Source organism: Microbacterium sp. MTN4-26, from assembly GCF_042846595.1.
Classification (GTDB): Bacteria; Actinomycetota; Actinomycetes; order Actinomycetales; family Microbacteriaceae; genus Microbacterium; species Microbacterium luteum.
Genome location: NZ_BTGO01000007.1, coordinates 177926 through 202134 on the forward strand (window position 1 = coordinate 177926; position 24209 = coordinate 202134).

A 24209-nucleotide genomic window follows, 5' to 3' on the forward strand; every position below is an offset into this window, starting at 1 on the left:
GGCGGATGCGCGGGCAGGCCCTTCGCAGCGGCGGCGGGGGAGACGGCGACGGCCCCCGACCCCTTGTGGGGATCGAGGGCCGTCGGAGGGATGCGGGTTACGCGGTCTGACGACGCCGGATCGCGAAGGCGACACCGCCGGCGACGAGGAGGAACGCGCCGCTCAGGGCGATCCCCCACGGCAGCTCCGCGCCGGTGGCGGCCAGGGCGCCTTCCTCGACGACGTCGACACCGATCTCGATCGGGTCCTCACCGTCGGTGGTGATCACCAGGCGGTGCGCACCGAGCTCGAAGTCCGCCGGGATCTCGATCGAGAAGCGGATGCTGCCATCCGTGCTCGCCGCCGGGATGCCGGTGACCTCGATGGGGTCGCTGAACAGGGTGGCGGCGACCTGCTGGCCGGCCTCGAGGCCCGTCAGCGTGACGGTCAGTGTTCCGCCCTGCTCGACGCGGCCGTCGTTGCCGAGCGTCACCTCGGCCCAGTCCCCACCGGTCTGCTCGCCGGTGCCCGGGAGCTCCCCGCCCGGGTCGGTCGGCTCGGGAGCGGGGGTGCCGGTGCCGGGGTTCTCGCCCCCGGGGTTCTCCCCGCCGGGGTTCTCCGAACCGGCGACCATCGCGCGACCGAGCGGCGCCGGGTCGACGACGTCGAACGCCTCGAAGTAGGCGACGGTGGCCGTGAGGTCCACCTGCCCGGTGTCGGTGCGGTCGGTGCCCTCGGTGAACGCCGGGAACCCGTCTCCGCCGTTGGCGACGAAGGAGTTCGTGACGACGGTGAAGGTGTCATCGGCTGCGATCGGCTCGCCCTCGTAGAACATCTCGGTGATGTCGCCGGAGCGCGGGTCGGACTCGGTGTACTCGTAGGTGAACCCTTCGGAGACGCCGAGGTGCAGCTTCGGGCGGTCGCCCTCGGCCTTCCACTGGTCTTCGAGGATCTCCTCGATCTGCGCCCCCGTCAGGGTCATCGTCACGAGGGTGTTCGCGAAGGGCTGGACCTCGGCGGCTTCCTTGTAGGTGATGACGCCGTCAGGCGCGTAGGTGAGGTCGGCGCGCAGGCCGCCCGGGTTCATCAGGGCGATCTCGGCCGGGGTGCCGGCGTAGGACGGGTTGGACGTGGCCCAGAGGTACACGTCGGCCACCCAGTTGCCCATCGACGACTCCACGCCGCGGTCCGCTCCCGACGGTGTGCCGCCGCGAAGGATGTCGGCGCTGATCTTTCCGACGGGCACGGAGCCGACCTCGTCGGCCTCGGCGACCGCCGCGTCGACGATCGCCTGCACCTCGGCGTCGGGCTCGGCGAGTCCGGCGGTGAGGAACGTGGATGCCTGGATGGAGATCAGCTCCTCGGTCTGGGTGTCCCAGTCGATGTTCAGCAGGCCCATCGCTTTGCCGTACTCGGAGGCCTGGATGACCGGACGGGTGTTGCCGTCGGTCCCGTCGACGGCGACGTCGCACGCGTAGGTCTGGTGCGTGTGCGCCGAGACGATCGCGTCGATGTCGGCCGAGGCGCCGGTGGCGAGCGAGCCGAAGCCTGCCTGGTCGGCCGCGAGGGCCTCGCAGTCGCTCGTGGCCGCACCGGAGTGGGTGAGCAGGATCAGCACGTCGGTCTCGTCGGCGATCTGCGCGGCGACGCGGTTGGCCGCCTCGAGCTCGTCACCGAACTCGATCCCCTCGATCCCGGCCGGGTCGACCATGGTGGCGGTGTCCGGCGTGACGGTTCCGATGAACCCGATGTCGACCCCGTCGACCGTCTTGATCGCGTACTCCGGAAGCACCGCCAGGCCGGTCTCGCTGTCGTAGACGTTCGCGCCCAGGTTGTAGGGCAGCCCCGCCGCGATCTCCTCCTCGGTGACGGTGTCGTCGGTGTTCCCGCCGAATCGGGGGATCACCCGGTCGCTGAGGTCGGCGAACCCGCGGTCGAACTCGTGGTTGCCGACAGCGCCGACATCCAGGCCCGCCTCGAGGAGCGCGTCGATCGAGGGGTTGTCCTGCTGCGAGAACGACGTGAACGTCGACGCGCCGATGTTGTCACCGGCCGAGACGAACAGGGTGTTCGGGTTACGGGTTTCGAAGTCCTCGACGATGCCGGCGAGCACGGCGGCGCCGGCCTCCCCGGACGAGCCCGCCTCGAGGCGCCCGTGGAAGTCGTTGATCGTGAGGATGTCGATCTCGGTGACGTTCGGGTTCCCCATCGCGTAGATGGTCGTGGTGCCGGACACCTCGTTGCCGACTGCCAGCAGCGGCTCGCCGATCGGCGACTGGGAGGCCGGGATGAACTCCAGACCCTCCGGGCCGAGGTCGCCGGCGCTCGAGAGCGTCGCCCGGTGGTCGGCGTTCTCGGGGTCGTAGTCGTCGATCGCATCCTCCACCGAGACCGAGAAGTCGCGGTTGTTGAGGTAGCTCATGTAGATCGCGTCCGCCGGGTCGGTGATGTCGTAGGTCATCACGCCGCCGACCCGCTCGAGGCCGATGAAGGCGTACGTGCGGTCACCCACGGTCCCGATCGCGAGGTTCTCCGGCTCCGGGCCCTTGTCCTCGCTGCGCCCCTCGAGGTTCGACTCGGTGTGGTTGGAGTTGAAGAACTCGGGAGCCGCCGCGGCGGTGACCTCTTCGAAGTCGCTGCCGGAGTCGAAGACGAGCTCGCCGTCGGTGGTCCAGATGGAGAAGGAGCGTCCGCCGAGCGTGTAGAGCTCGTCGAAGCAGGTGCCCTCGTCGTTCAGGCCCATGTCGGTCAGGACGTTCAGGCGACCGAGGTCTTCGTCTTCGAGCATCCCGGCGAGCGGGCTGGTCTCGCAGACGGCCGGCGCGTCGGTCTCGTCGACGTCGCCGAGGTCCTTCGCGCGCACGGCGTCGATGAACTCGCCCCACTCGCGGCTGTCGCCCTCGTTCGCGGTGACGAGGTAGGTCTGTCCGCCCACCTCGTAAGCCTCGATGCCGTCGGGCATGTAGACGCCGTAGAGCCCGTCGTAGGAGGCCTGGTTGTAGGTCGGCGCGTCCTCAGGGTCGCGGTCGCTCGCGTCGAGCGTTTCCACCGAGTAGTCCTTGAAGCCGAGAGGCCAGATGTCGGTGACCGTCGCCGAGGCCAGGTCGACGACGGCGACGGCGTTGGCCTCCTGCAGGGCGGCGTAGGCGGTGCCGTCGGCGATCGCGACGTACTCGGGCTCGAGGTTGCGGCTCACGCGGTTCGCCTCGAGTGCCGTCTCGCCCTGATCGGGCGCGGCCACGTCGGGTCCGAACACGCGCACGTCGGCGGGAAGGTTCTCCCCCTCGAAGGCGTCGAATCCCGCGGTGCGGACGGCGTCCTGTGCCGGCGCCGCCTTCTCGGCGGGCAGCGTGACGACGCCGATCGAACCCTCCGGGTCGACCGAGAAGTCGTCGGCGGGCTCGCCCTCGTTCGCGACGACCGCGTAGGTGCCGTCTTCCGAGATGGCGACCATGTCGGGGAGGGCGCCCACGGTGACCTCTCCGAGGATCGGCGAGGCGTCGCCGTCGGGCACGAAGTCCGCATCGAAGAACACCAGGCGTCCGGGCGCCGTCTTGTCCTCGTCCTCGAACGCGATCACCCCGAGGCCGTCCTCCCGCACGGCGAGCGAGTTGGCGACGCCCGCGCTGGAGATGTCGAACATCTTCGTCGGCGCCGACGGGTTGGCGGCGTCGAGAGCCTCGACCGTGCCGGCCTGCGCGTTCACGACGAACAGCCGGTCGCCGTAGGAGTGGACGATCTCGGCGGCGGAGGCATCGAAGATGCCGGTCTCATACGTGCCGATCGGCGTCAGCTCGAGCGTCGCGCTCTCGCTGGTGTCGGTGACGGGAGGATCGATCACGGCGGCGCCGGCCGCGCTGATCGGGACGAAGGCGAGCGCACAGGTCGCTGCTGCCGTGGTGGCAACGGCGACCGCGCGTCTGAACGTGGCTGAGGGCATGACCGTCCTGACGGGTGTCGGGTGTGCAGGGATACCCGTCAGGTCTATTGAGCGGCGGTAGCCGCCGGGTGAACGATCGGCGAACGCGAGCGAGCCTGATCGGCGTTCTCGTGGCGGAGTGCAACCGCTCGATGATTATCGGAAGGCCTGGGAATTATATGGATGTCCAGCTAAAATAGTCGAGATGCTCTGCGCGCGCCGTTGCTCGTGAGCGAAACCGATGAGATCGAAGGAGATCGCATGTCGATGAGCACGCAGTCGGTGGGGACGGGGTCGATGAACACGCCGTCGGTGAGCACTGCGGAGGAGCGCGCCGCCATCGTCGATGCGGTGCGGGACTTCGCCGCCGCCGAGATCGCTCCGCACGCTCTGGAGTGGGACGAGCGCAAGCACTTCCCGCGAGACGTGCTGCACCGCGCGGGCGAGCTCGGACTCGGGGGGATCACCGTGCGCGAGGACGCCGGCGGCTCCGCGCTGTCTCGCTCCGACGCCGTGCTGATCTTCGAGGAGCTCGCGGCGGCGGACCCGGCGGTCGCGGCCTACATCAGCATCCACAACATGGTGGCGTGGATGATCGACACCTACGGTTCGAGTGCGCAGCGCGAGCAGTGGCTGCCGCGTCTGACGGCGATGGCGGACCTCGGCGGGTACTGCCTCACCGAACCCGGGGCGGGATCGGATGCCGCCGCCATCACCACCAGCGCGATCCGCTCCGGCGACGAGTACGTGCTCACCGGTGTGAAGCAGTTCATCTCGGGCGGCGGCGTCGCATCCGTGTACGTCGTGATGGCGCGCACCGGCGAACCCGGCGCGCGCGGCATCAGCGCCTTCCTCGTCCCCGCCGATGCGGAGGGCATGTCCTACGGCGCTCCCGAGAAGAAGATGGGGTGGAACGCCCAGCCGACGGCGCAGGTCATCCTCGATGAGGTGCGCGTGCCCGCCTCGGCCATGCTCGGCGACGAGGGCCAGGGGTTCCGGATCGCGATGTCCGCGCTCGACGGGGGACGGGTGAGCATCGCCGCGTGTTCGCTCGGCGGCGCCCGCTCCGCCCTCGATCGTGCGACGCGCTACGTGCAGGAGCGCTTCACCTTCGGTGAGCCGCTCGCCGAGAAGCAGGCCGTCGTCTTCGCGCTCGCCGACATGGCCACTGATCTGCGGGCCGCGCGCGGCATGGTGCGCGATGCGGCGGCGGCGCTCGATGAGCGATCCGACGACGCGTCGATGCAGTGCGCCATGGCCAAGAGGTTCGCCACCGACGTCGGATTCCGCGTCGCGAACGACGCCCTGCAGCTGCACGGCGGGTACGGCTATCTGCACGACTACGGCATCGAGAAGATCGTGCGCGACCTGCGGGTGCACCAGATCCTCGAGGGCACGAACGAGATCATGCGCGTCATCATCGGACGCGAGCTGATCGGGGCCTCGCGATGAGGGTCGCGTTCCTCGGTCTCGGCCACATGGGCCTGCCGATGGCCCGCAACCTCGTCGGCGCCGGGCACGACGTCGTCGGGTTCGACGTGGTGGACGGCGCGCGGGAGGTGGCGCGCGCCTCCGGCCTGCGCGTCGTCGACTCGGCGACGGATGCGGTCGCCGACGCCGAGGTCGTCATCACGATGTTCGCCGCCGGTCACCAGGTCATCGACGCCTACCGCGGCGGTGCGGGGCGGCCGGGGCTGCTGGCCGCCGCCCCCGGCGGCATCCTCTTCGTCGACTGCTCCACGATCGCCGTCGACGAGGCCCGCGCCGCGCATGCTCTCGCCGAGGCCGCGGGGCTGCGCAGCGTCGACGCGCCCGTCTCGGGCGGGGTGGTCGGCGCCGAGAACGCGACGCTCACGTTCATGGTCGGCGGGTCGGATGCCGACGTCGACGCGGCACGGCCGCTGCTGGAGGTGATGGGTGCGCGCGTCGTGCACTGCGGCGGACCGGGACTCGGGCAGGCGGCGAAGGTGTGCAACAACATGATCCTCGCGGCGTCGCAGATCGTGGTGGCCGAAGCGTTCGTGCTGGGGGAGCGCCTCGGTCTGTCGCACCGGGCCCTGTTCGACGTCGCCGCTCACGCGTCGGGGCAGTGCTGGGCGCTGACCACCAACTGCCCGGTGCCCGGGCTCGTTCCGTCGAGCCCCGCGAACCGCGGCTTCGAGCCGGGATTCGCCGGCGCCCTGATGGACAAGGATCTCGGGCTCGCCGAGAAGGCCGTCGAGCTCACCGGTGTCGACGCGCGGATGGGCATGCTCGCCCGCACGATCTACCGTGAATTCGTCGACGGCGGTGGGGCCGGGCGCGATTTCTCGGGCATCATCGAGAGCGTCCGCGCCCCGTCCGACGATCCGAGGAGCACCGCATGATCGACTACGAGACCATCCGTTCCGACACGCGCGGCCGCGTCGGCTGGATCACCCTCCACCGTCCCGAGGCGCTCAACGCGCTCAACACGACGGTGATGCGCGAGGTCGTCGACGCCGCCACCCGCTTCGACGCCGACGAGCGCATCGGCGCCATCGTGCTGACCGGGTCGGAGAAGGCGTTCGCCGCCGGCGCCGACATCAAGGAGATGGCCGACAAGTCGGGCCTCGAGATGACGATGGACGATCACTTCGGCCAGTGGGCGCGCTTCGCGGCGGTGCGCACGCCGGTGATCGCCGCCGTCTCGGGATACGCCCTCGGCGGCGGATGCGAGCTCGCCATGATGTGCGATGTCATCCTCGCCGCCGACACCGCGAGATTCGGTCAGCCCGAGATCAACCTCGGCGTCATCCCCGGCATGGGCGGCACGCAGCGCCTGCTGCGCGCGATCGGCCCGTACAAGGCGGCCGAGCTCATCCTCACCGGTCGCACGATGGATGCTGCCGAGGCCGAGCGTTCCGGTCTCGTCTCACGTGTCGTGCCGGCCGCCGACCTGATCGAGGAGGCGGAGAAGACCGCGTCGACGATCGCCGAGAAGTCGCTGCCGTCGCTGTACGCCGCCAAGGCCGCCCTCGCCGCCGCGCAGGAGTCGTCGCTGGCGGAGGGGCTGCGCTACGAGAGGCAGGCCTTCGCCGCGCTCTTCGACACCGCCGACCAGAAGGAGGGCATGGCAGCCTTCCGCGAGAAGCGCCCGCCGCACTTCACCCACCGCTGATGCCGACCCGTTCATCCGCGAGACCCGGGCGCACCGCCGAGACCGGGGTGCGTGCGGCCGGGTCTCGGACGCCCGCCCGGGTCTGGATGCGCGGGAGCTCAGAGCGGGTCGGGCACCGGACGCGGGTCGGTGAAGTCGCCGGCGTCCTTGCGCATCCGCGCGATGATGCCGGCAAGCTCTTCGGCGTCGCCGTCGTCGAGACCGACGTTCTCGAACACCTCGGCGTTCAGCGCCACCGTCGCGCGCTCGACCACGTCGCGGCCGGCGTCGGTGAGCACGAGCATCGCGGCGCGTCCATCGACCGGGTGCGGCTCGCGGGCGGCGAGCTCGGCGCGCACGAGCCGGTCCACCGTGTTCGTGACGCTCGTGGGATGCACCTGCAGGCGCGCGATCGCGCTGGCCATCGGCATGCGCCCGTCGCGCGTGAAGGCGAGCAGCCGCAGCATCTCGTACCGCGCGAACGACAGGCCGAACGGCTTCAGCGCCGCATCGATGCGGGCCATGAGGATCTGCTGCGCGCGGATCACCGAGGTGACCACCGACATGCCGGTGGCGGCATCCGTCCAGCCGTGAGCCACCCACTGGCGCTTCGCCTCGGCGAGCGGGTCGATGGGCAGGGGGCGCTGTCGGGCCATCCTCCACCTCCGGGTCGTCGTCTCCACGCTAGCCCAGCGGGCCCGGCCGGTGGCGCGCGCATAGACTCGACACGACGAAGGAGCGGAGCCTGATGAAGATCGTGGTCCTGGTCAAGGAGGTCCCGGATACCTACGGTGACCGCGTGCTCGATCTCGAGACCGGCCTCGCGCAGCGCGACGCCGGGGACCGGGTTCTCGATGAGATCGGCGAACGGGCCCTCGAGGTCGCTCTCGCCCATGCCGATGCGTCGGGCGACGCCGAGGTCGTCCTGCTGTCGATGGCGCCGGATGCGGCGACGACGTCGCTGCGCCGAGGTCTCGCGATGGGGGCGGCATCCGCGGTGCAGGTCGTGGACGAGGGCCTCGTGGGCGCCGACCTCGGCCTCACCGCGCAGGTGCTCGCCGCAGCCCTGGACCGCATCGGATTCGATCTCGCGATCACCGGAAATCTCTCCACCGACGGCACCGGCGGCGTGCTGCCGGCGATGATCGCCGAACTGCTCGACGTCCCCGCCGCCACCGCGCTGACGAGTGTGCGGATCGGCGACGTGGAGGTCGCAGGTGTGCGCGCGAGCGACGCGGGGACCATGGAGGTGTCCGCGTCGCTCCCGGCGGTGATCTCGATCACCGAGGCGCTACCCGACCCGCGCATGGCGAATTTCAAGGGGATCATGGCCGCGAAGAAGAAGCCCTTCGAGACGCTGACCCTCGCGGATCTCGACATCGACCCGCTCGACGGGCGGTGGTCGCGATCGATCATGATCGGCATCGCCGAGAAGCCGCCCCGCGCGGCGGGGGTCAAGATCGTCGACGAGGGTGACGCGGGCGAGAAGCTCGCGGACTTCCTCGTCGAGAACCGGCTGGCATAGGAGCGACGACATGGCGGAATACGCGAAGGATGCGGTGCTGGTGCTCCTCGAGGCGACGCCCGCGGGCGAGCTGACGAAGTCGGCCGCGGGTCTGATCGGAGCCGCGTCGCAGGTCGGCACGCCGATCGCCGTCCTCGTCGGCGCGGAGAAGCTGGCGCACGATGCCGCGGCTCTCGGAGCCGGCACGGTGCTGGTCGCCCCGGCGGGCGAGGGACTCACGGTTCCGGCCGTCGACGCGCTGGCGGCGGCCGTCGAGCTGGTCGACCCGGATGCGGTCCTGACGGCCCACTCGATCGAAGGGCGCGAGGTCGCCGGGCGCCTCGCCGCCCGGCGTCGATCCGGCCTGTGCGTCGACGCCGTCGGTGTCTCGCGCGACGACGAAGGCGTGATCGCGCACCACTCGGTGTACGGCGGGTCGTACGACGTGGATGCGTCCGTCACGTGGGGTGCACCCATCATCACCGTGCGCCAGGGCTCGATCGAGGCGCGCGCCGATGCCGTCGCCGATCCGGTCATCGAGACGCTCGAGGTCGCTCCGTCGGGCCGGAAGGCGGCGACCGTCGGCGCCGTCGCCGAAGCCGCCGTCTCGTCGTCGCGACCGGAGCTGCGCGGCGCGGCCAAGGTCGTCTCGGGGGGTCGCGGGCTCGGCTCCGAAGAGAGGTTCGCCCTCGTCGAGCAGCTCGCCGACGCCCTCGGCGCCGCCGTCGGCGCCTCTCGGGCCGCGGTCGACGCGGGGTACGTGCCGGCGTCGTTCCAGGTCGGGCAGACCGGCGTATCGGTGTCGCCGCAGCTGTACATCGCCCTCGGAATCTCCGGCGCCATCCAGCACAAGGCCGGGATGCAGACGGCCAAGACGATCGTCGCGATCAACAAGGACGGCGACGCCCCGATCTTCGACATCGCCGACTTCGGCGTCGTCGGCGACCTCTTCACCATCGTGCCGCAGCTGATCGCGGCGCTCGAGGCGAAGCGGAAGTAGCGCGGATGGCGACCTACGCGCGCACCGTGCGGCAGGGGCTGCCGCGGCGGCCGAGCGGAGAGCCGTGGCCGCCCGTCGACGCCCCCGTTCCGTCCGTAAATGCGGTGCCGCCCGCCGACGCCCCCGTTCCGCAGTCGGTTTCTGCGGGTGTTTCGGGTGTGGATGCGTCGAATGTGACTGCGGAGCGGGATGTGGGGGTGCACGGTTCTGTTCCGCAGTCGGTTTCTGCGGGTGTTTCGGGTGTGGATGCGTCGAATGTGACTGCGGAGCGGGATGTGGGGTCCGCGGCGGCGTCGACGCTGCGCCGCGGCCTGCCGAGGGTGAAGGGCGGCGACCCGTGGCCGCCCGCCTCCGCTTCCGCCGCGGCATCGGCTGGCGCGGCGGCTTTGGGTCCGCAGACCACGGCGGCGGAACCGGTCGCGCCGACGGCCCGGCCGACCGAGCCCGCCGCGCCTGCCGCGCCTGCCGCGCCCGCCGCTCCGCAGTCAGAAGCTGCGGGTGTGGGCGCGCTTGACCCACAGAAAGTGACTGCGGAACGGGGTAGCCCGACTGCGGAACAGGGGAAGTCGGTGGGTGGCGGGGCTGTCCGCCGCGGGCTGCCGCGGGTTCGCGGTGGGGAGCCGTGGCCCCCGGCACCCGTCCGGCCGGCCCCCGCCGCGGTGGCGCCCGAGACGGATGCCACGCCGAGACCCGGCGGTGCACCCGAAACGCCGGCCGCCGCCGTGGCGGCGCGGGCCGACCTGACGCAGCCCCTGCCGTTCACGCGCACGGTGTGGCACGGGCGGGCGCCGCGGACGGCGCCGCCCGCATCCGAGCCCCGTCGCATGGGTCCCTTCACGCCGCTGCAGTGGGTCGGGGCGGTGGTCGTCGGCGGCATCGCCGTGGTCTACGCGGCCGCGATGCTCGTGCTGGCGATGCGGTGGCTCGCGAGCACCGAGCCGCTGCAGGCGTTCCTCACCGCGTTCCCGGGCGAGTACCACCTGCCGGAGGGGGCGCCGGTGGGTCTGCCCGCGTGGCTCGGATGGCAGCACTTCCTCAACACGTTCTTCATCCTGCTGATCATCCGCACCGGGTTGCGCGTGCGCACCGAGAAGCGGCCGACGGCGTTCTGGTCCCCGCGAAAGAACCGCAAGCGCAAGATCAGCCTGAACCTGTGGTTCCACCAGGCGCTCGACATCCTCTGGATCGCCAACGGCGTCGTGTTCGTCGTGCTGCTGTTCGTCACGGGTCAATGGATGCGGATCGTGCCGACCTCGTGGGAGGTGTTCCCCAACGCGCTGTCGGCCGGCATCCAGTACCTCACGCTCGACTGGCCCACCGAGAACGGGTGGGTGAACTACAACAGCCTGCAGCAGCTGGCGTACCTCAGCGTCGTCTTCATCGCGGCACCCCTGGCGATCGCCACGGGCGTGCGCATGTCAGGGGTGTGGCCGAAGAACGCCAAGACGCTCAACCGGGTGTATCCGGTGGAGTGGGCGCGCGCGGTGCACTTCCCGGTGATGCTCTACTTCGTGGCGTTCATCTTCGTGCACGTCGTGCTGGTCTTCGCCACCGGGGCGCTGCGCAACCTCAACCACATGTACGCCGCGCAGGGCTCGGCCGATCCGAACGCCTACGCCGACAACTGGACCGGGTTCTGGATCTTCGCCGCCTCGCTCGTGGTGATCGCTGCCGCCTGGGTCGCCGCACGCCCGCTCGTGCTGGCGCCCATCGCGCGCCTGTTCGGGTCGGTGTCGGGCCGCTGAGCGGAGCCGCGAACGGGGGATAACCCCCGGTCGGATCTCCGGATCCCTCGGGCGCGCGTCGCCGGGGGCCGGTCGTACCGTTGTCGACATGACCACTCCCGACTCCCCACCCGGACGCCGGCCGGCCGCACCGGCGATGATCGCCGGATCGCTCGCGCAGCTCGCCGCGCTCGGCGTGATCGGTCCCGCCGTCTTCACCGTGCTGTTCACCCTGCTGGGGGTCGGACTGGGCCTCGTGCCCCTTCTCGGCGTCGGCCTGCTGCTGCTCTACGTGCTCGTCTACGCGATGTACGCCACCGCGTGGCTCGAGTACGCCCGCGTCGACGGCCTCTACGGCCTGGAGCTGCCACCGGTCCGCGTCCGCCGCTCTTCGCGCCCCGGATTCGGCGGGTTCCTCCGCATGGTCTGGGCGCAGTTCACCGACCCGATCGTGTGGCGCGGCATCGCCAGCATCGCGGTCTCGACCGTCCTCGGTCTTCTCGTCGTCCCGCTCCTCACGGCCGTCATCGCGGGCATCGCCGGCGCCTTCGCACCGCTGTACGCGGGCGAGACCGTGCGTCTGTTCGGCATCGGACTCGACGTGGGGTCGGCCCTCGCCGTGCCCGTGGGCATCGTCGGGGCGCTCGCCGCATCCGCCGCCCTCGTGGGACTCGCCATCCTGCACGGGGTGCTCGGCCGGGCGATCCTCGTTCCCTCCCGGGAAGCGCAGCTCGCCCACGAAGCGCGACTCTCCCAGGAGCAGCGTGCCGGCGCGGTGCGATCGGCCGAGGTCGAGCGCACCCGGATCGAGCGCGATCTCCACGACGGCGTGCAGCCGAGACTGGTCTCGGTCGGGATGACGCTGGGCCTCGCCCAGCAGAAGGTCGACGTCGACCCGCAGGCCGCCAAGGAGCTGATCGCCGAGGCGCACACCTCGACGAAGGCCGCGATCACCGAGCTGCGCCAGCTCGCCCGCGGCATCCACACCTCGGTCCTCGACGACCGCGGACTCGACGCCGCCCTGTCGGCGCTCGCCGCCCGCTCGCCGGTGCCGGTCACCCTCGACGTGCGCGTTCCCGGCCGGTGCGGTCCGGCCGCCGAGGCCGCGGTGTACTTCGTCATCGCCGAGTCGCTCACCAACGCCGCCAAGCACTCTCGGGGGACCGAAGCGCGCGTGCTCGTGCGGCTGCGCGAGGAGGGCACGCTCTGGGCCCGCATCGAAGACAACGGCGTGGGCGGTGCCCGCGTCGTCGCCGGCGGCGGACTCGACGGCATCGCCAATCGCGTGCTCGGCGTCGGCGGCACGTTCCGCCTCGACAGTCCCGGCGGGGGCCCGACGACGGTGGAGGTGACGGTGCCATGCGCATCCTGATCTGCGAAGACTCCGCACTGCTGCGGGAGGGCCTGGTGCGCCTGCTCGCCGACGCCGGCCACGAGGTGGTCGCCGCCCTTTCCGACGCGACGCGGCTCGACGACACCGTCGTCGAGGTCTCGCCCGACCTGTGCATCCTCGACGTGCGGCTGCCGCCGACGCGGACCGACGAGGGCATCCGCGCCGCCCTGCGGCTGCGCGCCGCCGACCCGCAGCTGCCGGTGCTCGTGCTCTCGCAGTACGTCGAGGAGCGCTACGCCAGCGACCTCATCGCCGGCAAGGGAGGAGCCCTCGGCTACCTCCTGAAGGACCGCGTCGCCGACGTGGGCGAGTTCGTCGAGAGCGTCGAGCGGATCGGTGCCGGCGGCACCATCCTCGACCCCGAGGTCGTCGCGCAGCTGCTGTCGCGCCGCGCCCTCGACGAACGGATGAGCCGCCTCACCGACCGGGAGGCGAGCGTTCTCGCCCTCATCGCGGAGGGGAAGTCCAATCACGCGATCGCGCGCACCCTCTTCGTCAGCGAGGGCAGCGTCGAGAAGCACATCACCGCCGTCTTCCAGAAGCTCGACCTCGAACAGGACGAATCGGGGAACCGGCGCGTCCTGGCCGTGCTCGCCCACCTCGAGCACGGCGGCCCCGTCACCGGCGCCCCGCAGACAGGAGAACCGTCATGACCGACACCCTCACCCCACCGCCTGAGCAGCCGCCGGCCGCCCCTGCGCCGACCGCGCCGCCGTCGCGCACGCGCGCGTCGTCGACCGTCATCGCGATCCTCACGATCGCGTTCGGCGTGGTCGTGATCGTCGGGGCGCTGGTCGCGACGTCGTTCCGGGCCGTGGGCGCGGCGATGGTCGATGACGCATCGCACACCGCGGACGCGGTCGGCGTGCGCACCCTCGACGTCGACGTCACGGCCGCCGAGCTGCGCGTCGAATTCGCCGACGTCGACGAGGCGCGCCTCGACGTGTCGCGCGCAGCCGCCGCCGACCAATGGCGGCTCGAGCGCGACGGCGACCGCCTCGCCGTCTCGACCCCGGACGAGTTCTTCGGCATCCCGTGGCTCTTCGGCGGCAACGGCAGCGCCGTGCTGGTGCTGCCCGAGCGACTCGAAGGGGCCGGAATGGATGCGGCGCTGGACCTCGCCGCGGGACGCATCGTCGCGGACGCTGACTGGGGCGAGGTCGACGTGTCCGTCAGCGCCGGGTCGATCGACCTCGGCGGCACCGCCGACGGCGTCGTCGCCGACGTGAGCGCCGGCAAGATCGGGCTCGATGTGTCGGACGTGGCCGACGGGCGCTTCGACGTCAGCGCCGGGGAGATCGTCGCGCGACTCGGCGGGAGCGCCCCCGACGCCCTGCAGGTGTCGGTGAGCGCCGGATCCCTCCGCCTGGTCGTCCCCGACGACGTCTATGCCGTCGACGTCGACGTGTCGGCCGGTGAGGTGACCAACCGGCTGCAGACCTCGCCCGACGCCGCCCACCGCATCTCCGGAGACGTCTCCGCCGGCGACCTCCGCCTCATCCCCGGCAGCTGAGGGCCGCGCTCAGGCGCGCGCGGTCCCGCGGCCGGGAGGATATCCCGGCTGGAGAGGACGGATCCGCAACGAAGCGTCCTCTGGGAGCGGGATCTCCTCCTGAGGCGCACGCGGTTTGAGGCGCACGCTGAGGCCTCGGGGCCTCGGACCCGCGGCCGCATCCTGCCCGCGCCCCTGCCCGCGCCCGGATCCGGTCCGGCGCTCAAGAGGAGAACCCGGCTGGAGAGGACGGATCCGCAACGAAGCGTCCTCTCGGAGCGGGATCTCCTCTTGAGGCGCACACGGTTTGAGGCGCGCGCGGTGGCCTTGAGGTGGCGCGGGCCTCAGGGTGGCGCGGGCCCCAGGGTGACGGCAGCTGAGGGCCGCGCTCAGGCGCGCGCGGCGCGGCCGGCGGCGTACCCCTCGGCGTAGGCCTCGTCGGCGCCCTGCCGGAACATGTCGCGCTCGGCGGGGCGCACGATCGTGCGGGCGCCGGGCAGGTCGAGGTCGCCGACGAGGTCGGCGCGCCCCCGGACGACGGCGACGGGCAGCCCCGCGGCCTTGCCCTTGACGAGGTCGGCGGCACCCGCGATCTCGTCGGCGACGCACGGCATCGTCACCACGAGGGGTCGGCCTTCGGTGTCGGTGTGCCCGCGCAGGTCTTCGAACACGTGCACGCCGGCGGCGCCGATCGCGTGGTCGGTCTGACCCTCGCGCCATGCGCGGCCGAGCGTGTCGGTCACGAGCACGCCGATGCGGGCGCCGCAGCGCTCTCGCAGGCCGGACGCGATCGCGCGGGCCGAGGCGTCGGGGTCCGCGGGCAGCAGCAGCACCGTGCCATCGGGGGTGTTGGAGGCATCCACTCCGGCGGCGGCCGAGACGATGCCGAGGGGATTCTCCACGATGCGCGTCACGTGTCCGGTCGGGCTCGTGCGCGAGGCGACCAGTCGCACGGTCTGCTCGGTGATGGCGTCTTCGCGGTCGTCGGCATGCAGGATGCGGCCCTCGGCCTTGGACACGATCTTCGAGGTCACCACGACGATGTCGCCGTCGGCCAGCGGAACGCCGTGCGCGACGGCGTCGGCGATCAGGGCGACCAGATCGTCACCGGGTGAGACCTCGGGGATGCCCTCGAGGGCCCACGCCTGCAGCACGCCGGTCAGCGCACGAAGCGCACTTCGGTCAGCGTCTCACCGAGGAAGGGCTCGGTGTGGGTCGCGCCGTCGAGCGTGAAGCCGTTGCGGGTGTAGAAGCGGTGAGCGCGCGGGTTGTCCTCGGCGACCCAGAGATAGATCTCCTCGTCGGCGGGCACGACCGCGTCGAAGAGCTTCTGGCCGATGCCGGTGCCGTGCCACGCGTCGAGCAGGTAGATGAAGTACAGCTCGCGGTTGCGCACGGCATCCTTGTCGCGGGCGGGACCGGATCCGGCGAACCCGACGATCTCGCCCTCGACGAGTGCGGCGAACATCCGGAAGTCGTCGCCCTGCACGGCCCAGTGGGTCCAGAGTTCCGCCAGGCGTCGTGGCGACACCTTCTCCAGCGCGGCCTTGCTGATGAGGTGGTCATAGGTCTCGTGCCAGCAGGTCGCGTGCACTCGACCGAGGTCGACGGCATCCACGTCCCGGACCGGACGGACGACGATGTCGGTCTGCAGTTCGGCTTCCATGCGGTGACTCTACGCTCGGCCGCGCCCGGCCGGAAATCCGCCGGTGAACGCCGGGCGACGAGCACGGGAACGGATGCGCGCCGCGCGCAGGAACGGATGCGCGCCGCGCGAGAGCCGGATGCGCGCCGCGCGAGGGATTTGTGCCGTTCCGACAACCGGATCGCGCGGGACGTCGTGAATCGCTACCATCGGCGCTCGTGAATGTGTGGTGGCGCACCCTGCTGACGATCCTGCTCGCACGCCGGCGCATGCGCCGCGAGGGGGCCATGTCGCCGACGGCGGTCGGACGCATCCGCCTGACGACCCTGCCGACCGACATCGACATCCTGCAGCACATGAACAACGGCAGATACCTTTCGCTGTTCGACCTCGGGCGGTGGGACCTGCTCACCCGCACCGGGCTGCTCGGCGCGATGCGCCGGCACGGCTGGTACGCCGTCGTGTCGTCGGAGACGGTGACCTTCCGCAAGTCGCTGAACCTGTGGCAGCGATTCGACGTCGAGTCGCGGCTCATCGGGCACGACGACCGGGCGGTGTACCTCGAGCATCGCGCGGTGGTCGACGGCGAGGTCTATGCCCGTGCCGTCATCCGCGCCCGCATGATGAAGCGCAGCGGCGGCACCCTCTCCCACGAGGAGCTGTTCGGCGCGGTCGGCCGCCCCGAGGGCATCCCCGACGTCGATGCGTGGATCCATGACTGGGCGTCCGCCTCAGCCCTTCCCTCGACCCGTCGCGAGGCCCCCAGCATCTGGGGCTGAATCGCCCGGATCGCTCCTCGGCTCCGCGGGTGCGCCGACGTAGGCTTCGCGTATGTCCCAGCCCTCCCCGTCGCGAGTGTCTTCGGACAGTCTCACCGCCCGCGCCGTCGCGCTCGCCAAGCGCTGGACGCGCGAATCCGCGCAGGTCGAGACCGACCCGGCCGCCCAGCGGCTCGCGGGGGTGCTCAAGGACGCCAACGGGCTGCCGTTCACGATGGGCTTCGTCGACGGCGTCATGCGCCCGGAGAGCCTGGGTGCGGCCGCCTCGCGCCTCAACCGCATCGCGCCGCTCGTGCCCGAGTTCCTGCCGTGGTACCTGCGCGGCGCCGTGCGGGTCGGCGGTGCCGTCGCCCCGGTGCTGCCCGCGCCGGTCGTGCCGATCGCGCGCCGGGTGCTGCGGGAGATGGTGGGGCACCTGGTGGTGGATGCGCGCCCCGACAAGTTCGGTCCGGCCATCGAGCGGCTGCGCGAATCCGGGGCGCGGCTCAACCTGAATCTGCTCGGCGAGGCCGTTCTCGGCGAGGCCGAGGCGAAACGGCGGCTCGACGGCATCCACGACCTCATCCGTCGACCCGACGTCGACTACGTCTCGGTCAAGGTCTCCGCCATCGCGAGCCACATCTCGATGTGGGCCTTCGACGAGGTCGTCGACGCGGTCGTCGAACGCCTCCTGCCCCTCTACCTGTCGGCGGCCTCCGACGACACCTTCATCAATCTCGACATGGAGGAGTACCGCGACCTCGACCTGACCATCGCCGTCTTCACGCGCATCCTCGAAGACCCCCGCCTGGCCGGTCTCGAGGCCGGCATCGTGCTGCAGACCTACCTGCCGGATGCGCTGCCGGCGCTGCAGCAGCTCACTGCGTGGGCCCGGCAGCGCGTGGCCGCCGGGGGCGCGCGCATCAAGGTGCGGCTGGTGAAGGGCGCGAATCTCGCGATGGAGCGCGTCGACGCGGTGCTGCACGGGTGGGAGCTCGCCACCTACGACGCGAAGGTCGACACCGACGCGAACTACGTGCGGTGCCTCGATCACGCGCTGCGGCCGGAGAACACCGCCGCCGTGCGTCTCGGGGTCGCCGGGCACAACCTGTTCCACATCGCCTACGCGTGGCTGCTCGCCGGCGACCGCGGCGTCTCGGACGACCTCGAGATGGAGATGCTGCTGGGCATGGCCCAGGGGCAGGTGGCCGCGGTCGCCCAAGAGGTGGGACACGTGCTGCTCTATGTGCCCGTGGTGCGGCCGGATGAGTTCGACGTCGCGATCAGCTACCTGGTGCGGCGGCTGGAGGAGAACGCGTCGAGCGAGAACTTCCTGTCGGCGGCGTTCGAGATCGCCGAGGACTCCGAGCTGTTCGACCGCGAGCGCGACCGCTTTCTCGCATCGGTGGCTCGGGCCGCCGACCCGTCGCTACCGGCCGGGCCGAACCGCGCGCAGGATCGCGCTGCCCAGCCCGATGCCGACGACGCGCGCGCCGTCGCGGGCGGGGCCCGCGCCGTGCTGCGCGAACCGGAGCAGGCGCAGACCGGCACGCCCGCCGAGAGCGGGCTCACGCAGGCCGTCCTCGGCATCGCGCGCTCCTCCGGTGACGATGGCGACACCGACGCGACGCCCTTCGGCTCGTTCGGCGACGCCGTGCGGTTCGGCGGCGAGGCGTTCGTCGACACCGCCGTCTTCTCCGAGCGCGAACGTCGCACGCTGGCGCCCGCGGCCGGCGCGCCAGGGTTCGTCAACACGCCGGACTCCGACCCGGCGCTCGCAGCCAACCGGGCGTGGGCGGCCGACATCCTCGCCCGCGTCGCGACCTCGACCGCGGGGGAGAGCGTCGTCGCGGCATCCCGTGTGAACGACGAGGCCGACCTCGATCGCGCCGTGCAGGGCGTGCGGGATGCGGCGCGCGCGTGGGGTGCGCGCCCGGCCTCCGAGCGGGCGACCGTGCTCCAGGCCGCCGCGCGCGCCCTGGAGGCGCGGAGGGGGGAGCTCATCGAGGTCGCCGCCTCGGAGACGGGGAAGGTGTTCGCCGAGGCCGATGTCGAGGTCAGCGAAGCGGTCGACTTCGCGAACTACTACGCGGCGACCGCGCGCGAGCTCGACCGCGTGGGCGGCGCGCTGTTCCTGCCGTCGAGCGTCACCGTCGTCGCCCCGTCGTGGAACTTCCCGATCGCGATCCCCGCGGGCGGCGTGCTGGCCGCGCTCGCCGCCGGGTCGGGCGTCGTGTTCAAGCCCGCGCCGCCGTCGCGGCGCTGCGCGGCGGTCGTCGCCGAAGCGCTGTGGTCCGCCGGGGTGCCCCGTGACGTGCTCGCGTTCGTCGACATCGACGAGGCCGACCTCGGCCGACGACTCATCGCTCATCCCGACGTCGACCGCGTCATCCTCACCGGCTCGTGGGACACCGCCGCGCTGTTCCGCTCGTGGCGCCCCGATCTGCCGCTGCTGGCCGAGACGAGCGGCAAGAACGCCGTGATCGTCACGCCCTCCGCCGACCTCGACCTCGCCGCATCCGACCTCGTCAAGAGCGCCTTCGGTCATGCCGGTCAGAAGTGCTCGGCGGCGTCGCTGGCCATCCTCGTCGGCCCGGTCGGGCGGTCGAGGCGGTTCTCCCGGCAGCTCGTCGACGCGGTGCGATCGCTGCGCGTCGCGCCGCCGACGGATCCGCTCGCCGAGGTGGGCCCGGTCATCGAGAAGCCGCAGGGCAAGCTGGAGTGGGCGCTTTCGACCCTCGACGACGGCGAGCAGTGGCTCGTGGAGCCGACCCTGCTCGACGCCGGACCCGCATACGACGGTCGTCTGTGGACGCCGGGAGTGCGCGTCGGGGTGCAGCCGGGATCGCGCATGCATCTCGAGGAGTTCTTCGGGCCCGTGCTCGGCATCATGCACGCCGCGTCGCTCGAGGAGGCCATCGACCTCCAGAACGCCGTCGCGTACGGCCTGACAGCGGGCCTGCACACGCAGAGCCCCGACGACCTCGCCCGGTGGCTCGACGGCGTGCAGGCCGGCAATCTCTACGTCAACCGCGGCATCACGGGTGCGATCGTGCAGCGTCAGCCCTTCGGCGGGTGGAAGCGCTCGTCGGTCGGGCCGGGAGCGAAGGCGGGCGGACCGAACTACCTCATCGGGCTCGGCTCGTGGCGGCCGACCCCCGGTGGGGCCGGCTCGCAGACGCTCCACCTGAAGGGGCTCGACTCCCGCATCACCGCCGTCATCGAATCCGCCCAGCCGTCGCTGTCGTACGACGCCTTCGACTGGCTGCGTCGGGGTGCGCTGTCGGATGCGGTGGTGTGGAGTCGGGAGTTCGGCCAGGTGCGCGACGTGTCGGGGCTCGGCATCGAGCGGAACCTGTTCCGCTATCGCCCGGTCGACGTCGCGGTGCGGGCGGCGGGCGACGCGACCTGGCAGGCGCTGCTGCGCGTGATCGTCGCCGGCATCCGCTCCGGTTCGTCGATCACCGTCAGTGCGCCGGTGGGGCTGCCGGCCGAAGTGCGGCGCACGCTCGACGACCACGGCGTGACCGTCTACGTCGAGAGCGATGCGGAGTGGATCGGGCGGATGACCCTGCCGAACCGACCCCCTCGGGCGCGGCTGGTCGGAACCCGCGACTCCCTGCCGCCGCTGCACCGCGCGCTCGCCGAGGGGACGGGCGGCGATCCCGATCTCGCCGTGTACGACTCGGAGGTCACCACGGCCGGTCGCATCGAGCTGCTGCCCTTCCTGCACGAGCAGGCCGTCTCGATCACCGCCCACCGGTTCGGCAACCCCGACCCGTGGTCCGACGCGGTGATCTGACCCGCGGGGTGAAGGATCTCGGTCTGAGGCGGCCTCGCGGACCCCGTGCCGGCCGCCCGGATGTCGGAGAATCGCCCCGAGGTCGGAGGATTCGGCGCGGATTCTCCGACATCGGCGCGAATCTCCGACGGTGCGGTTTCGAAACAGCGGCGCCGCGTGTCGCAGGCATGCTGGAATGAGGGGATGAGCGAGCGCAACTGGGCCGGCAATGTCACCTACCGGGCGCGGCGCATCGCTGAACCCCGAAGCCTCGACGAGCTCGCTGCCATCGTCGTGGAGGAGCCCCGCGTGCGAGCCCTCGGCAGCCGCCACTCCTTCACCGACATCGCCGACACCGAGGGCGTGCTCGTCTCGCTCGCCCACCTGCCGGGCGAGGTCGAGGTGGATGCGGCCGCCGGCCTCGCGCGCGTGCCGGCCGGTCTCCGCCACGGCGACGTCGTGCCGGCCCTCGACGCCGCCGGTGTGGCACTCGCCAACCTCGCCTCGCTGCCGCACATCTCCGTCGCCGGTGCGGTGCAGACCGGGACGCACGGGTCCGGCGACCGGATCGGCACCCTGGGCACCCAGGTGACGGCGGTGGAACTCGTGACCGCCGAGGGGGAAACCCTCGTGCTGCGCCGCGGCGACGCCGACTTCGCCGGTGCCGTCGTGGGGCTCGGGGCACTCGGCGTGGTCACCCACCTGACCCTCGAGGTCGAGCCGGCGTACGAGATCGCGCAGACGGTGTTCGAAGGCGTCCGGTGGGACGACGTGCTGCCGGAGATCTCCGCCGTGACCGGCGCCGGCGACAGTGTGAGCATGTTCACGACGTGGCAGGACGCCGACGCGATCGGCCAGGTGTGGGTGAAGGCCCGCCCGGGGCACGCTGATCACGACGCGCTGCGCGCGCTCGGCGGGCGCGAGGCCGACGGGCCGCGGCATCCGCTGCCGGGCATCGACCCCGCCCCGTGCACCGTGCAGGGCGGCGAACCCGGTCCGTGGTTCGCGCGGTTGCCGCACTTCCGCCTCGAGTTCACTCCGTCGGCGGGCGACGAGCTGCAGAGCGAGTACCTCGTCGATCGCGCCGACGCCCCTGCGGCGATCGATGCGCTTCGCCGCCTCGCGCCGCGGATCGCCCCGGCGCTGCAGGTGTGCGAGGTGCGCACGATGGCGGCCGACGACCTGTGGCTGAGTGCCGCGTACGGCCGCGACACCGTCGGTCTGCACTTCACGTGGCGCCTCGACCCGAATGCCGTCGGTGCGGTGCTGCCGCTCATCGAGGAGGCGCTGCCGGACTCGGCGCGCCCGCACTGGGGCAAGGTCTTCGCGATGGATGCCGCGACCCTCGCCGCCCGCTACCCCCGCTGGCGGGACTTCACCGCGCTGCGGGACCGCCTCGACCCCGGCCGCCGCTTCGGCAACGCCTACCTCGCCGCCCTCGGCCTCTGACCGCATCCTCACCCGCCCCGGCCCACCCGGCCCCCGCTCCGCTCCGCCCCCCGCCCCCCGCCCCGCCGATGTCGGAGAATCGGCCGGATGTCGGAGGATTCGGCGCAGATCCTCCGACATCGGCGCGAATCTCCGACGACGACGCGTGCCGGATGCGCCCGTCCGGCGCGACCTCGGCGTGAATCTCCGACCGAGCGCGCATCGTGCCACAATGGACTCCGGCGTGCCCGGGCCGCCGCTTCTCCTCGTGCGATCCACGGCGGGGACAGGACCGCCGGGCCTCTGGACAGCGTCCGCCGCCCCCTTCACTGAGGAGCGAAGATGTCCACGCACCACACCGATTCGTCGAGCACCGCCGCCACCGAGCGCGTCGCGCAGCACCGCCGGTACCTGATGTGCCGCCCGGAGCACTTCACCGTCAGCTACACCATCAACCCGTGGATGGAGCCGGCGAAGCCCACCGACACGGCCAAGGCCGTGCGGCAGTGGCAGGCGCTGTACGACACCTACATCGAGCTGGGTCACGAGGTCGAGCTGATCGATCCGCTCGAGGGTCTGCCCGACATGGTCTACACGGCCAACGGCGGATTCGTGATCGACGGCGTCGCCTACGGGGCGAAGTTCCGCTTCGATGAGCGCGTGCCCGAGGGGCCGGCCTTCATGGACTGGTTCGGGCAGAACGGGTTCGAGGTCGTCGCGCCGCGCGAGGTCAACGAGGGCGAGGGCGATTTCCTGCTCGTCGGCGACACCATCCTCGCCGGCACCGGCTTCCGCTCGACCGGCGACAGCCACGGCGAGGTCGGCGAGGTCTTCGGCCGCGAGGTCGTCTCGCTCAACCTGGTCGACCCGCGCTTCTACCACCTCGACACCGCGATCGCCGTGCTCGACCCGGTGCAGGGCCCCGGCGGCGTCGACCACGCGAACATCGCGTACCTGCCGGGCGCCTTCGACGAGCCCAGTCGCTCGATCCTCGCCGAGCGGTATCCGGATGCGATCCGCGTTTCCGACGAGGACGGCGCTGTCTTCGGTCTCAACTCTGCCTCCGACGGCCGGAACGTCATCATCTCGCCGCGCGCGAAGGGCTTCGAGACCCAGCTGCGCGAACGCGGCTATCACCCGGTGCTCGTCGACCTGTCCGAGCTGCTGCTCGGCGGCGGCGGCATCAAGTGCTGCACCCTCGAACTGCGATCCAAGGAAACGCCGGTATGACCCCCGCCACCTCGCCCAGCCTCGACACCGCCACCATCCGCGTCATCGGCGCGGAGGACGAGCACCTCGCCCACAACTACAACCCGCTGCCGGTCGTGATCTCGCGCGGCGAGGGCGTGTGGGTCACCGACGTCGAAGGCAAGCGTTACCTCGACCTGCTCTCGGCGTACTCCGCGCTGAACTTCGGACACCTGCACCCGGCGCTCGTCGCCGTCGCGCAGGAGCAGCTGCAGCGCCTGACCCTCACGAGCCGCGCCTACCACAACGATCAGCTCGTCGAGTTCTCGTCGGGCCTGGCGAAGCTGTGCCGGAAAGACCTCGTGCTGCCCATGAACACCGGCGCCGAGGCCGTCGAGACGGGAATCAAGGTCGCCCGCGCGTGGGCGTACCGGGTGAAGGGCGTCAAGACGGATGCCGCCCGCATCGTCGTCGCGGGCGGCAACTTCCACGGGCGCACCACGACCATCGTGGGCTTCAGCGACGACCCGGATGCGCACGACGCGTTCGGTCCGTACGGTCCCGGCTTCGTGCAGGTGCCCTTCGGCGACGCCGAGGCGATCGCGGCGGCGATCGACGAGAACACCGCGGCCGTCCTCATCGAGCCCATCCAGGGCGAGGCCGGCGTCGTCATCCCGCCGGAAGGATTCCTCACCCGCGTGCGTGAGATCTGCACCGAGAAGAACGTGCTCTTCATCGCGGATGAGATCCAGTCCGGCCTCGGTCGCGTCGGCGAGACCTTCGCGTGCGACCGCGAGGGCGTCGTGCCCGACGTCTACCTGCTCGGCAAGGCGCTCGGCGGCGGCATCCTGCCCGTCTCGGCGGTCGTCGCCGACCGCGACGTGCTCGGGGTCATCAAGCCCGGCGAGCACGGCTCGACCTTCGGGGGCAACCCGCTCGCCGCCGCCGTCGGCGCCCGCGTGGTCGAGATGCTCGCCTCGGGGGAGTTCCAGACGCGCGCCAAGGCGCTCGGCGAGCACCTCGAGGCGAAGCTGCAGGGGCTGGTCGGGAACGGTGTCACCGCCGTGCGCGTGGCGGGCCTCTGGGCCGGCGTCGACATCGACCCGAGCGTCGGCAGTGGCCGCGAGGTGGCCGAGCGCCTGCTCGGGCGGGGTGTGCTGGTCAAGGACACGCACGGGGCGACGATCCGCATCGCCCCGCCGCTGACGATCCGCGCGACCGAGCTGGACTGGGCGATCGAGCAGCTGAAGGTCGTGCTCGCCGCCTGACGCGACCGACGA

The 24209-nt window shown here is 71.7% G+C and carries 18 protein-coding genes; 14 read left to right on the forward strand and 4 right to left on the reverse strand.

What is annotated here, in order from left to right:
- Positions 1–97: 97 nt before the first annotated feature.
- Complete coding sequence (locus ACGG9C_RS08135) at positions 98–3919, reverse strand: choice-of-anchor I family protein (RefSeq protein ID WP_194383904.1); 3822 nt, start codon at positions 3917–3919, stop codon at positions 98–100.
- 246 nt (positions 3920–4165) lie between these two features.
- Between ACGG9C_RS08135 and ACGG9C_RS08140 the strand changes: the two genes are divergently transcribed.
- From ACGG9C_RS08140 to ACGG9C_RS08150, 3 genes are read left to right on the forward strand one after another with little or no spacing between them, the layout of a single operon-like run.
- A complete protein-coding gene (locus ACGG9C_RS08140) occupies positions 4166–5350 on the forward strand; it encodes an acyl-CoA dehydrogenase family protein (RefSeq protein WP_228481137.1) in 1185 nt (394 codons plus the stop codon).
- On the forward strand, positions 5347–6264 hold the full coding sequence (gene mmsB / locus ACGG9C_RS08145; RefSeq protein ID WP_194383903.1) for a 3-hydroxyisobutyrate dehydrogenase: 918 nt from the start codon (positions 5347–5349) through the stop codon (positions 6262–6264). The genes ACGG9C_RS08140 and mmsB overlap by 4 nt, the downstream gene beginning before the upstream one ends.
- The gene (locus ACGG9C_RS08150) at positions 6261–7037 is read left to right on the forward strand and encodes an enoyl-CoA hydratase (RefSeq protein ID WP_071045983.1); all 777 of its coding nucleotides are present in this window, start codon (positions 6261–6263) and stop codon (positions 7035–7037) included. Before mmsB ends, ACGG9C_RS08150 begins: the two co-directional genes overlap by 4 nt.
- Before the next feature lie 98 nt (positions 7038–7135).
- Here the strand turns inward: ACGG9C_RS08150 and ACGG9C_RS08155 are convergent, their stop codons facing one another.
- Entirely contained in the window at positions 7136–7672 is a 537-nt protein-coding gene (locus tag ACGG9C_RS08155; RefSeq protein WP_071045981.1) for a MarR family winged helix-turn-helix transcriptional regulator, read from the reverse strand.
- A 92-nt stretch (positions 7673–7764) separates the two neighbouring features.
- On the opposite strand from ACGG9C_RS08155, the gene ACGG9C_RS08160 reads away from it, so the two are divergent.
- The 6 genes from ACGG9C_RS08160 (at position 7765) to ACGG9C_RS08185 (ending at position 14150) form a co-directional block, all read left to right on the forward strand.
- Positions 7765–8541, forward strand: coding sequence for an electron transfer flavoprotein subunit beta/FixA family protein (locus ACGG9C_RS08160; protein WP_194383902.1), 777 nt, complete (start codon positions 7765–7767; stop codon positions 8539–8541).
- Between the two features lie 10 nt (positions 8542–8551).
- On the forward strand, positions 8552–9520 hold the full coding sequence (locus ACGG9C_RS08165; RefSeq protein WP_194383901.1) for an electron transfer flavoprotein subunit alpha/FixB family protein: 969 nt from the start codon (positions 8552–8554) through the stop codon (positions 9518–9520).
- Positions 9521–10344: 824 nt separating this feature from the next.
- Positions 10345–11265: a cytochrome b/b6 domain-containing protein gene (locus ACGG9C_RS08170; RefSeq protein ID WP_228480844.1), complete on the forward strand. Its 921-nt coding sequence runs from the start codon at positions 10345–10347 to the stop codon at positions 11263–11265.
- 88 nt (positions 11266–11353) lie between these two features.
- A complete protein-coding gene (locus ACGG9C_RS08175) occupies positions 11354–12616 on the forward strand; it encodes a histidine kinase (protein WP_071045974.1) in 1263 nt (420 codons plus the stop codon).
- On the forward strand, positions 12604–13290 hold the full coding sequence (locus tag ACGG9C_RS08180) for a response regulator transcription factor (protein WP_194383899.1): 687 nt from the start codon (positions 12604–12606) through the stop codon (positions 13288–13290). Before ACGG9C_RS08175 ends, ACGG9C_RS08180 begins: the two co-directional genes overlap by 13 nt.
- A complete protein-coding gene (locus tag ACGG9C_RS08185) occupies positions 13287–14150 on the forward strand; it encodes a hypothetical protein (protein WP_390178514.1) in 864 nt (287 codons plus the stop codon). Before ACGG9C_RS08180 ends, ACGG9C_RS08185 begins: the two co-directional genes overlap by 4 nt.
- A 368-nt stretch (positions 14151–14518) precedes the next feature.
- Here the strand turns inward: ACGG9C_RS08185 and cofE are convergent, their stop codons facing one another.
- Together cofE and ACGG9C_RS08195 are read right to left on the reverse strand one after the other, a co-directional pair.
- Positions 14519–15283, reverse strand: a complete 765-nt coding sequence (gene cofE / locus ACGG9C_RS08190; RefSeq protein WP_194383897.1) for a coenzyme F420-0:L-glutamate ligase — start codon at positions 15281–15283, stop codon at positions 14519–14521.
- 5 nt (positions 15284–15288) lie between these two features.
- Complete coding sequence (locus ACGG9C_RS08195; RefSeq protein ID WP_071045967.1) at positions 15289–15795, reverse strand: GNAT family N-acetyltransferase; 507 nt, start codon at positions 15793–15795, stop codon at positions 15289–15291.
- 197 nt (positions 15796–15992) lie between these two features.
- On the opposite strand from ACGG9C_RS08195, the gene ACGG9C_RS08200 reads away from it, so the two are divergent.
- The 5 genes from ACGG9C_RS08200 to rocD all read left to right on the forward strand — a co-directional run bounded on the left by ACGG9C_RS08200 (position 15993) and on the right by rocD (position 24197).
- Entirely contained in the window at positions 15993–16553 is a 561-nt protein-coding gene (locus tag ACGG9C_RS08200; RefSeq protein WP_194383896.1) for a thioesterase family protein, read from the forward strand.
- 52 nt (positions 16554–16605) lie between these two features.
- Positions 16606–20334: a bifunctional proline dehydrogenase/L-glutamate gamma-semialdehyde dehydrogenase gene (locus tag ACGG9C_RS08205; protein WP_194383895.1), complete on the forward strand. Its 3729-nt coding sequence runs from the start codon at positions 16606–16608 to the stop codon at positions 20332–20334.
- 183 nt (positions 20335–20517) lie between these two features.
- Positions 20518–21762 carry an FAD-binding protein gene (locus tag ACGG9C_RS08210; RefSeq protein WP_194383894.1) on the forward strand — a complete coding sequence of 415 codons (1245 nt, stop codon included), beginning with the start codon at positions 20518–20520 and terminating at the stop codon, positions 21760–21762.
- A gap of 321 nt (positions 21763–22083) precedes the next feature.
- Positions 22084–22971 carry a dimethylargininase gene (ddaH, locus tag ACGG9C_RS08215; RefSeq protein ID WP_194383893.1) on the forward strand — a complete coding sequence of 296 codons (888 nt, stop codon included), beginning with the start codon at positions 22084–22086 and terminating at the stop codon, positions 22969–22971.
- Entirely contained in the window at positions 22968–24197 is a 1230-nt protein-coding gene (gene rocD, locus ACGG9C_RS08220) for an ornithine--oxo-acid transaminase (RefSeq protein ID WP_194383892.1), read from the forward strand. The genes ddaH and rocD overlap by 4 nt, the downstream gene beginning before the upstream one ends.
- The last annotated feature ends 12 nt before the right edge of the window (positions 24198–24209 follow it).

What these genes read in the sequence shown, in the direction of transcription:
- ACGG9C_RS08165 (WP_194383901.1), top strand. Translation starts at nt 8,552, where the DNA reads ATGGCGGAATACGCGAAGGATGCGGTGCTGGTGCTCCTCGAGGCGACG.
- ACGG9C_RS08170 (WP_228480844.1), top strand. Translation starts at nt 10,345, where the DNA reads ATGGGTCCCTTCACGCCGCTGCAGTGGGTCGGGGCGGTGGTCGTCGGC.
- ACGG9C_RS08135 (WP_194383904.1), bottom strand. Translation starts at nt 3,919, where the DNA reads ATGCCCTCAGCCACGTTCAGACGCGCGGTCGCCGTTGCCACCACGGCA.
- ACGG9C_RS08140 (WP_228481137.1), top strand. Translation starts at nt 4,166, where the DNA reads ATGAGCACGCAGTCGGTGGGGACGGGGTCGATGAACACGCCGTCGGTG.
- ACGG9C_RS08195 (WP_071045967.1), bottom strand. Translation starts at nt 15,795, where the DNA reads ATGGAAGCCGAACTGCAGACCGACATCGTCGTCCGTCCGGTCCGGGAC.
- ACGG9C_RS08175 (WP_071045974.1), top strand. Translation starts at nt 11,354, where the DNA reads ATGACCACTCCCGACTCCCCACCCGGACGCCGGCCGGCCGCACCGGCG.
- ACGG9C_RS08180 (WP_194383899.1), top strand. Translation starts at nt 12,604, where the DNA reads ATGCGCATCCTGATCTGCGAAGACTCCGCACTGCTGCGGGAGGGCCTG.
- ACGG9C_RS08185 (WP_390178514.1), top strand. Translation starts at nt 13,287, where the DNA reads ATGACCGACACCCTCACCCCACCGCCTGAGCAGCCGCCGGCCGCCCCT.
- ACGG9C_RS08210 (WP_194383894.1), top strand. Translation starts at nt 20,518, where the DNA reads ATGAGCGAGCGCAACTGGGCCGGCAATGTCACCTACCGGGCGCGGCGC.
- rocD (WP_194383892.1), top strand. Translation starts at nt 22,968, where the DNA reads ATGACCCCCGCCACCTCGCCCAGCCTCGACACCGCCACCATCCGCGTC.
- ddaH (WP_194383893.1), top strand. Translation starts at nt 22,084, where the DNA reads ATGTCCACGCACCACACCGATTCGTCGAGCACCGCCGCCACCGAGCGC.
- ACGG9C_RS08155 (WP_071045981.1), bottom strand. Translation starts at nt 7,672, where the DNA reads ATGGCCCGACAGCGCCCCCTGCCCATCGACCCGCTCGCCGAGGCGAAG.
- ACGG9C_RS08160 (WP_194383902.1), top strand. Translation starts at nt 7,765, where the DNA reads ATGAAGATCGTGGTCCTGGTCAAGGAGGTCCCGGATACCTACGGTGAC.
- ACGG9C_RS08150 (WP_071045983.1), top strand. Translation starts at nt 6,261, where the DNA reads ATGATCGACTACGAGACCATCCGTTCCGACACGCGCGGCCGCGTCGGC.
- ACGG9C_RS08205 (WP_194383895.1), top strand. Translation starts at nt 16,606, where the DNA reads ATGTCCCAGCCCTCCCCGTCGCGAGTGTCTTCGGACAGTCTCACCGCC.
- mmsB (WP_194383903.1), top strand. Translation starts at nt 5,347, where the DNA reads ATGAGGGTCGCGTTCCTCGGTCTCGGCCACATGGGCCTGCCGATGGCC.